This is a genomic window from Simplicispira sp., assembly GCF_028687295.1.
Taxonomy (GTDB): Bacteria; Pseudomonadota; Gammaproteobacteria; order Burkholderiales; family Burkholderiaceae_C; genus Simplicispira; species Simplicispira metamorpha.
Map to the genome: position 1 here is coordinate 1 of NZ_JAQUAL010000146.1, position 8,559 is coordinate 8,559.

9 protein-coding genes and 1 pseudogene are annotated in these 8,559 nt (G+C 64.4%); 3 read left to right on the forward strand and 7 right to left on the reverse strand.

The genetic code is table 11. The annotated features are described in order from the left end of the window. The 5 genes and pseudogenes from PHX69_RS13535 to PHX69_RS13555 all read right to left on the reverse strand — a co-directional run. A pseudogene (locus PHX69_RS13535) lies at positions 1 to 131 on the reverse strand (lysine transporter LysE); the annotation flags it as partial. Between the two features lie 153 nt (positions 132 to 284). Continuing rightward, positions 285 to 1,274: a tripartite tricarboxylate transporter substrate binding protein gene (locus PHX69_RS13540; RefSeq protein ID WP_119013838.1), complete on the reverse strand. Its 990-nt coding sequence runs from the start codon at positions 1,272 to 1,274 to the stop codon at positions 285 to 287. Between the two features lie 45 nt (positions 1,275 to 1,319). Beyond that, entirely contained in the window at positions 1,320 to 2,522 is a 1,203-nt protein-coding gene (gene pcaF / locus PHX69_RS13545) for a 3-oxoadipyl-CoA thiolase (protein ID WP_119013839.1), read from the reverse strand. Between the two features lie 88 nt (positions 2,523 to 2,610). Then, the gene (locus PHX69_RS13550) at positions 2,611 to 3,258 is read right to left on the reverse strand and encodes a 3-oxoacid CoA-transferase subunit B (protein WP_277749426.1); all 648 of its coding nucleotides are present in this window, start codon (positions 3,256 to 3,258) and stop codon (positions 2,611 to 2,613) included. 35 nt (positions 3,259 to 3,293) lie between these two features. Beyond that, the gene (locus tag PHX69_RS13555; protein WP_119013841.1) at positions 3,294 to 3,989 is read right to left on the reverse strand and encodes a 3-oxoacid CoA-transferase subunit A; all 696 of its coding nucleotides are present in this window, start codon (positions 3,987 to 3,989) and stop codon (positions 3,294 to 3,296) included. Between the two features lie 91 nt (positions 3,990 to 4,080). On the opposite strand from PHX69_RS13555, the gene PHX69_RS13560 reads away from it, so the two are divergent. The 3 genes from PHX69_RS13560 (at position 4,081) to PHX69_RS13570 (ending at position 6,101) form a co-directional block, all read left to right on the forward strand. Then, a complete protein-coding gene (locus PHX69_RS13560; protein WP_119013842.1) occupies positions 4,081 to 4,908 on the forward strand; it encodes an IclR family transcriptional regulator domain-containing protein in 828 nt (275 codons plus the stop codon). Between the two features lie 100 nt (positions 4,909 to 5,008). Further along, on the forward strand, positions 5,009 to 5,650 hold the full coding sequence (locus tag PHX69_RS13565; RefSeq protein ID WP_119013843.1) for a trimeric intracellular cation channel family protein: 642 nt from the start codon (positions 5,009 to 5,011) through the stop codon (positions 5,648 to 5,650). Positions 5,651 to 5,666: 16 nt separating this feature from the next. After that, on the forward strand, positions 5,667 to 6,101 hold the full coding sequence (locus PHX69_RS13570) for a DUF1841 family protein (protein WP_119013844.1): 435 nt from the start codon (positions 5,667 to 5,669) through the stop codon (positions 6,099 to 6,101). A 72-nt stretch (positions 6,102 to 6,173) separates the two neighbouring features. Here PHX69_RS13570 and PHX69_RS13575 read toward each other — a convergent pair whose 3' ends face one another. Continuing rightward, a complete protein-coding gene (locus PHX69_RS13575; protein ID WP_288044360.1) occupies positions 6,174 to 7,253 on the reverse strand; it encodes a TRAP transporter substrate-binding protein in 1,080 nt (359 codons plus the stop codon). A gap of 132 nt (positions 7,254 to 7,385) precedes the next feature. Further along, positions 7,386 to 8,468 (reverse strand): TRAP transporter substrate-binding protein, encoded by a 1,083-nt coding sequence (locus PHX69_RS13580; RefSeq protein ID WP_119013846.1) that lies wholly within the window; start codon positions 8,466 to 8,468, stop codon positions 7,386 to 7,388. Between the last annotated feature and the right edge of the window lie 91 nt (positions 8,469 to 8,559).

Here is an 8,559-nt window from a genome sequence, read left to right on the forward strand (position 1 = left end):
CCGATGGTGGCGCTGGCCTTGCGCACACCGTAGGCCAGGCCGTGGCTCATGCTCAGCACCGCGCCCGAGCCGGGCGAGACGGCAATCAAAAAAGCGGCGGCCACATACGCCAGCCAAAGGTGTAAGTCCATGACAACCAGGCTCCCAAACAAAGGGCGAAATCTTAAAGCGGCTTGCGGCACCCCGCTGCGGCGGGCAAGGCGCCAGCGCCAATCACATAAGAAAATAGCCGCCAGCGCCCGGTGGATGGGCGCAAGCAGCTATTGTTTATGCAGCAGAAAAAATCAATCCACCGTGGCGCCAGACTCTTTCACCACCTTGCCCCACTTGGTGGTTTCGCTGCGGATGAAGGCGGCAAACTGCGCCGGTGTCTCGTTCACGGTTTCGCCGCCCTGGGCGCTGATCTTCTTTTGCACTTCGGGGTTGGCCAGCACCTTGGACAGCGCGGTGCTGAGCTTGTCCAGCACCGGCTTGGGCGTGGCCGCCGGGGCAAACAGGCCAAACCACGACACGGCCTCGTAGCCGGGCACACCCGCTTCAGCGATGGTGGGCACATCGGGCAGCTCGGGCGAGCGCTTGGCGGTGCTGATGGCAATGGCGCGCAGCTTGCCCGAGCGCACATGCGGAATCACCGAGGGCATGTTGTCAAACATGATGGCGATCTGGTTGCCCAGCAGGTCAGAGACGGCGGGGGCGCTGCCCTTGTAGGGGATGTGCGTCAGCTCGACCTTGGCCATGGACTTGAACAGCTCGCCCGACAGGTGGGGCGAGGCGCCGTTGCCGGGCGAGCCAAAGTTGATCTTGCCGGGGTTGGCCTTGGCGTAGGCAATCATCTCGGGCACGGTCTTGAACGGCTGCGAGGGATGGGCCACCAGCAGGTTGGGCACGTTGGCCACGCGCGAGAGCGGGGCAAAGTCTTTGACGTGGTCAAACGGCATCTTCTTGTACAGGGCGGCGTTGATGGCGTGCGTGCCCACCGTGCCCATGAACAGGGTGTAGCCATCTGCCGGTGCCTTGGCTGCCAGGGCGCCACCGATGTTGCCGCCTGCGCCTGCCTTGTTGTCCACCACCACGGGCTGGCCCAGCTCGGTGGTGAGGTACTGGCCCACCAGGCGCGCCAGGATGTCGGTGGTGCCGCCCGCCGAGAACGGCACGACGATGGTGATGGGCTTGGTCGGGTAGGCCTGCGCAGCAGCGCCCAGCGACAGCGTGGCAGCGGCCAGGGCGATGGCGCCAATGGCAGCGCGGCGGGTGGTGCGGGTGAAATGGGTCATGGTGTTTCCTGTAGTCCTGAATGAAGTGGGGGGGTGGAGCGGTGTTTACACGCGTTCCAGAATCACGGCAATGCCTTGGCCCACGCCAATGCACATGGTGCACAGGGCGTAGCGGCCGCCGGTGGCGTGCAGGCGGTTGACCGCCGTGGTCACCAGGCGCGCGCCGCTGGCGCCCAGCGGGTGGCCCAGGGCAATGGCACCGCCCCAGGCGTTGACGCGCGCATCGTCGTCTTGCAGGCCCAGGGCGCGCAGCACGGCCAGGCCCTGCGCGGCAAAGGCTTCGTTCAGCTCGATCACGTCCAGCTGCTCCAGCGTGATGCCGGTTTGCGCCAGCACCTTGAGCGTGGCGGGCGTGGGGCCAAAGCCCATGATGCGCGGTGCCACACCGGCAGTGGCCATGCCCACCACGCGGGCGCGGGGGGTGAGGCCGTATTGGGCGGCGCGCGCTTCATTGGCCAGCAGCAGGGCGCAGGCGCCGTCGTTCACGCCCGAGGCGTTGCCGGCGGTCACGGTGCCGTCGGGGCGCACCACGCCCTTCAACTTGGCCAATGCTTCCAGGCTGGTTTTGCGGGGGTGCTCGTCGGTGTCCACGACGATGGCATCGCCCTTCTTTTGCGGGATGGTGACGGGGCAGATTTCGCGGGCCAGGTGGCCCGCTTCGATGGCAGCGACGGCGCGCAGCTGGCTGTTCATGGCCATGCGGTCTTGCGCCTCGCGCTCGATGCCAAAGTCGGTGGCCACGTTTTCTGCCGTTTCGGGCATGGAATCGACGCCGTACTGCGCCTTCATCAGCTGATTGACAAAGCGCCAGCCAATCGTGGTGTCGTACACGGCGTTGTTGCGGCTGAAGGCGCTCTCGGCCTTGGGCATGACGAAGGGCGCGCGGCTCATGCTCTCGACGCCACCGGCGATCATCAAACCGGCTTCGCCCGCCTTGATGGCGCGCGCTGCCGTGCCCACGGCGTCCAGGCCCGAGCCGCACAGGCGGTTGATGGTGGCGCCGGGCACGTCGATGGGCAAACCGGCCAGCAGGCTGGACATGTGGGCCACGTTGCGGTTGTCTTCACCGGCCTGGTTGGCGCAGCCATACAGCACATCGGCCACGGCGGCCCAGTCCACGCCGGGGTTGCGCGCCATCAGCGCTTTGAGGGGGATGGCGCCCAGGTCGTCGGTGCGCACGCCAGACAGCGCGCCGCCGTAGCGACCAAAAGGAGTGCGGATAGCGTCGCAGATGAAAGCCTGGTTCATGGGTTTGTCTCCGGGGGAGGTGTGAAAAGTGGGCGGTAAAAAACGGGGTGCGGGTGCGGATGCAGCGGGTGCAGTGCCAGCGGCGGTGTCAGGCAGCGGCGATGGGCAGGCCCACCAGCTGCTCCAGCGCGGCGTGCGAGAGGCCGTCCACCGTGTCGATGAGCTTCAGGCCCTGGGGCGTGCATTCCAGCGTACACAGCTCGGTGTAAATGCGCCGTACACAGCCAATGCCGGTGAGCGGGTAGCTGCACTGCGCCACCACTTTGCTGGCGCCCTGTTTGGTCAGCAAATCCATCATCACCCAGGTTTGCTTGGCGCCGATGGCCAAGTCCATGGCGCCGCCCACGGCGGGAATGGCGCCGGGCTCGCCCGTGCTCCAGTTGGCCAGGTCGCCCGTGCTGGAGACCTGGAACGCGCCCAGCACGCAAATATCGAGGTGGCCGCCGCGCATCATGGCAAAGCTGTCGGCATGGTGAAAATACGCACCGCCGGGCAGCAGCGTCACGGGCTGCTTGCCGGCGTTGGTCAGGTCGTAATCTTCCTGGCCCGCAGCGGGCGCGGGGCCCATGCCCAGAATGCCGTTTTCGCTTTGCAAAATCACTTCGCGGCCAGCGGGGATGTGGTTGGCCACCAGGGTCGGCATGCCGATGCCCAGGTTGACGTAAGCGCCGTCGTGGATGTCTTGCGCCACCCGTTGTGCCAGTGCTTCTTTACTACGTTTTTGATAGCTGCTCACGCTTACTCCTTGTGCGCCAGAGGCCAATTTCATACTTATTTCTTGAAGCCACCGGCCTGCGTGGCCACGTGGTCGATCTTGACCACATGGCTGACGTAGATGCCGGGGGTGACGATGGCCTCGGGGTCCAGTGCGCCCAGCTCCACCACCTCGTGGACGGTGGCCACGGTGGTCTTGGCGGCGGTGGCCATCACCGGGCCAAAGTTGCGCGCCGCCTTGCGGTAGGTGAGGTTGCCCCAGCGGTCGCCCTGCTCGGCCTTGATCAGGGCCACGTCGCCGTAAATGGGGTACTCCAGCACGTACTGCTTGCCGTTGATGTCGCGCGTTTCTTTGCCCGCAGCCAGCTCGGTGCCGTAGGCCGTGGGGCAGAAAAAAGCGCCAATGCCCGCGCCCGCTGCGCGGATGCGCTCGGCCAGGTTGCCCTGGGGCACCAGCTCCAGTTCGAGCTTGCCGCTGCGGTACAGGTCGTCAAACACGTAGCTATCGACCTGGCGCGGAAAGCTGCAAATCACCTTGCGCACCCGCCCGGCCTTGAGCAGCGCGGCCACGCCATAGTCGGCATTGCCCGCGTTGTTGTTGACCACCGTCAGATCGCGCGCGCCCTGCTCCAGCAGGCCGTCAATCAGCACATCGGGAATGCCCGCCGTGCCAAAGCCGCCAATCAACACCGTGGCACCGTCTTTTACCCCCGCCAGCGCCTGCGCTACCGAGTCCGAGATCTTGTTGATCATGCAAATTTTCCGTTGGAAAGTTCAAATTCGAGCGCATTTTGTTCTCATAATGAACAAATGTTCGCTAACAGAATTATAAACACTGTCTGCCATGACCCTACATTCCGCCTTGCCCCCCGCCCTGCCCTTGGCCCCTGAGTCCAGCGCGCCCAAACCCGGTGACAGCTACGTGCAATCTTTTGCGCGCGGGCTGGAGGTGATCCGCTCGTTCAGCGCCACCGCGCCCGAGCAAACCTTGAGTGAAGTGGCCAGCCGCACGGGCCTGACGCGCGCGGGCGCCCGGCGCATCCTGCTGACGCTGCAAACGCTGGGCTATGTGGAGAGCGACGGCAAGTGGTTCCGGCTGACGCCGCGCATCCTTGACCTGGGCTTTGCCTACCTGTCATCCATGCCCATCTGGGACTTGGCCGAGCCAGTGATGGAAGGGCTGGTGGAGCAGGTGCGCGAGTCGTGCTCGGCCTCGGTGCTCGATGGCACCGACATCGTGTATGTGCTGCGCGTGCCCACGCACAAAATCATGCGCACCAACCTGGGGGTGGGCTCGCGGCTGCCGGCCTCGTGTACCTCGTCGGGGCGCGTGCTGCTGGCCACCCTGCCCGATGCCGAGCTGGAGCGGCGCCTGCACGCCTGCCCGCGCGTGCAGCACACCGGCCTGACCGTGACCGACGTGCCCACGCTGATCGAGCGCATCCGCCAGGTGCGCCAGCAGGGCTGGAGCCTGGTCAACCAGGAACTGGAAGAGGGCTTGATCTCCATGGCCGCACCGCTGACCAACCGCGCCGGGCAGACCGTAGCGGCCATGAACATCAGCGGCCAGGCCAACCGCACCAGCGCCGAGGTGATGCAGCAGACCATGCTGCCCGCGCTCTTGCAAGCGGCGCACACCATCTCGCAGATGCTGGGCACGCGCCGCGCCTGAGGCGGCGTATTCTTGGGATCAAATTGGCTGCTAGCGCCCTGTGGATGGGCGCTAGCAGCTCTTAAATCAATAGCAACTACCAACACGCTACCATCGCGCCATGGAAATTTTGAGTCCCCCCCTGATCGATACGCTGCGGCTGGTGCTGGAGTTCATTGCCACTGCGGCTTTTGCCCTCTCGGGGGTCATCATGGCGGCGCGCAAGCGGCTGGATGTGGTGGGCGTGTGCGTGGTGGGTTTTCTGGCCGCGTTTGGCGGCGGCACGCTGCGCGATGTGCTGCTGGACCAGCGCCCCTTTTTCTGGGTGCGGCACGTTGAATTTGTCTGGGGCATTCTGGCGCTGTCGCTGGCGGCCATGGTGTTCATGCGCCAGCACCACATCCAGCCCACCGAGCGCGCCATGCAGTGGCCCGACACCATCGGCCTGGGCCTGTTTGCCGCCGTGGGCACCGACCTGGCCAGCGCCCTGGGCATGCCCGCGCTGGTGGCCGTGATGATGGGCGTGACCACCGGCGTCTTTGGCGGCGTGCTGCGCGACGTGGTGTGCAACGAAATCCCGCAGGCTTTCCGTGACCACCGGCCCTACGCGCTGTGTGCCTTTGCCGGTGGCTGGGTGGACTTGGCGCTGCGCCAAGTGGCTGCCCCCGAATGGCTGCCGGTGCTGGCCTGCGTGGCCGTCACGGCGGGCCTGCGCGCGCTGGCCGTGTGGCGCAACTGGGAGCTGCCCGCCTGGCGCATCTGAGGTACGCTCTGGCGCCATGTTCAATCCCTCCCAAGCCGATGTGCGGCGTTTTTTCTGCGCCGCACACGCCAAAGCCGCAAGCGGCGCTCCCATGGAAGCCATCGAAACCCTGGCCAGCCTGTGGATTGCCGAGCACCCCGAGTACCACGCCGACCTGGCCGACGCCGATGCCGCCGTGGCCCGCAACTACGACGACACGCCCGAGCAGGCCAACCCGTTTTTGCACCTGTCCATGCACCTGTCCATCAGCGAGCAGTGCAGCATCGACCAGCCCCGGGGCATACGCCAGGCCGTAGAGCTGCTGGCCAAGCGCCTCGACTCGCTGCACGACGCCCACCACGCCGCCATGGACTGCCTGGGCCAGATGCTCTGGGAGAGCCAGCGCGCAGGCCGCCCCCCCGATGGCGAGGCCTACGTTGCCGGCGTGCAGCGCCGCGCCACGCGCGACTGACGCAAAAACCATAGCTAAAGCCGCTTGCAGCGCAAGGCTTCAAGCGGCTTTTGGCGTTAAAAAACGGATGGATTACAGCTTCTGGCGCTGCATGAAGTTGTCAAAGCTCGACTCGGCAAAGCGGAACCACAGCACCTGATCGCGCTGGAAGTTGCGGTAGTCGGCGTAAATCTTCTTCCAGTCGGGGTTGCTCGCGTTGAGCTGGGCGTACAGCTCCATGGTGGTCTTGAACGACGCATCCATGACGGTGGGCGGAAAAGCCAGCACCTTGGTCTTGGCGCCCACCAGCTGCTTGAGGGCGCCGGGGTTGCGCGCGTCGTAGCGGCCCTGGGTAACCACATGCGCCTCGTGGGCAGCGGCCTGCACGATGGCCTTGTACTCGCTGGGCAGGGCGTTGAAAGCTTTGTCGTTGATGTAGAACTCCAGGTTCAGGCTGCCTTCCCACCAGCCGGGGTAGTAGTAAAACGGCGCCACTTTGTTGAAGCCCAGCTTCTGGTCGTCATACGGGCCGATCCACTCGGCAGCGTCGATGGTGCCTTTTTCCAGGGCCTGGTAGATCTCGCCGCCCGGAATGTTTTGCGGCACGCCGCCCATGCGCTCGATCACTTTGCCCGCAAAGCCGCCAATGCGGAACTTCAGGCCCTTGATGTCGGCAGGCGACTTGATTTCCTTGCGGAACCAGCCGCCCATTTGCGCCCCCGTGTTGCCACCCACAAAATTGATGATGTTGTATTTGGCATAGAACTCGCGCATCAGCTTGCCGCCGTTGCCATCGATGATCCAGGCGGTGAGCTGGCGCGAGTTCATGCCAAACGGAATCGCGCCGCCAATGGCAAACGCCTCGTTCTTGCCGAAGAAGTAATACGGCGCCGTGTGCGTCATCTCCACCGTGCCGTTTTGCACCCCATCGACCACGCCAAAGGCGGGCATCAGCTCCCCGGCAGCGTGTACCGAGATTTCAAACTTGCCGCCCGACATGTCCTTGACGGCCTTGGCAAACACGTCTGCTGCGCCGTAAATGGTGTCCAGCGAACGCGGAAAACTCGATGCCAGGCGCCAGCGCACCGCAGTCTGCGCATGTACGGCAGGGGCCGCACCCGCGGCCAGCACCCCGGCGATGCCGGCTTTTTTGATCAATGAACGACGGTCCATGGTTGTCTCCTTATTTTTTGAAAAACACAAAAAAAGCGCCCCCGCACTGCCGTGCATAGGCAGTGCGGGGGCGCTGGTGCCAGGTGGGGTCAATGCGGTTCATGCAATGGCCACACCAGGTCAGGGGGATGGTTACAGCTTCACGCCGGTCATGTAGCTGTTGTAGCGGAACTCCGAGAAGCGCTCCCACAGCAGCTGGTCGCGCTGGAAGGCGCGCATGTCCTGGTGAATCTTCTTGAACATGGGCGACTTGGCCTCATGCTCGGCAAACACCTCCATCGAGGCCTTGTAGCCCGCATCCATGAAGTCTTTGGGGAAGGCCTTGAGCTTGGTCTTGTCGCCCACCAGCTTTTTCAAGGCGATGGGGTTGAGGGCATCGTATTTGGCCGTCATGTCGCGCGCCGCAACGGTGGTGGCAGCGTCCACGATGGCCTGGAACTCGGGCGTCAGTGCCGCGTAGGCCTTGGTGTTGATGAAGAACTCCAGCTCGGCGCCGCCTTCCCACCAGCCGGGGTAGTAGTAGTAAGGAGCCACCTTGTTGAAGCCCAGCTTCTGGTCATCGTAGGGGCCGACAAACTCAACAGCGTCCAGGGTGCCTTTTTCCAGCGCCTGGTACACCTCACCGACGGGCATGTTCTGTGCCACCACGCCCAGCTTTTGCATGGCTTCACCGAACAGGCCGCCGCCCAGGCGCATCTTCAGGCCCTTGAGGTCGGCCACGGTCTTGATCTCTTTGCGGTACCAGCCGCCCATTTGCGTGCCGGTGTTGCCTGCGCTGCGGCTCTTGATGTTGTACTGGGCGTAGAACTCGTCCATGAGCTTGCGGCCATTGCCGTGCTCCATCCAGGCGTCCATCTGGCGGGCGGTCAGGCCAAAGGGCACGGCGCAGCCAAAGGCAAAAATGGAGTCCTTGCCGGTGAAGTAGTAAGAGGCCGTTTGCGCCATCTCGACGGTGCCGTTTTGCAGGCCGTCCACCACGCCAAAGGCGGGCATCAGTTCACCAGCAGCGTGCACCGAGACTTCAAACTTGCCACCCGACAGGGCCTTGACCGTTTTGGCGAAGGTTTCAGCGCTGCCAAAAATGGTGTCCAGCGACTTCGGAAAACTCGATGCCAGGCGCCAGCGAACCGCCGTTTGCGCGTGCGCTGCGGGAGCAACTCCGGCAGCCAGCACGCCCGCGATGCCCGCGTGTTTGATGAGTGAACGACGATCCATGAATATCTCTCCGAATAGAAGTGGCCAAAAAGAACAGGCCGCGCACTTTGGTCAAGCGCGCGGCCCAAAAACTATAGCAGCGCGTGCCATT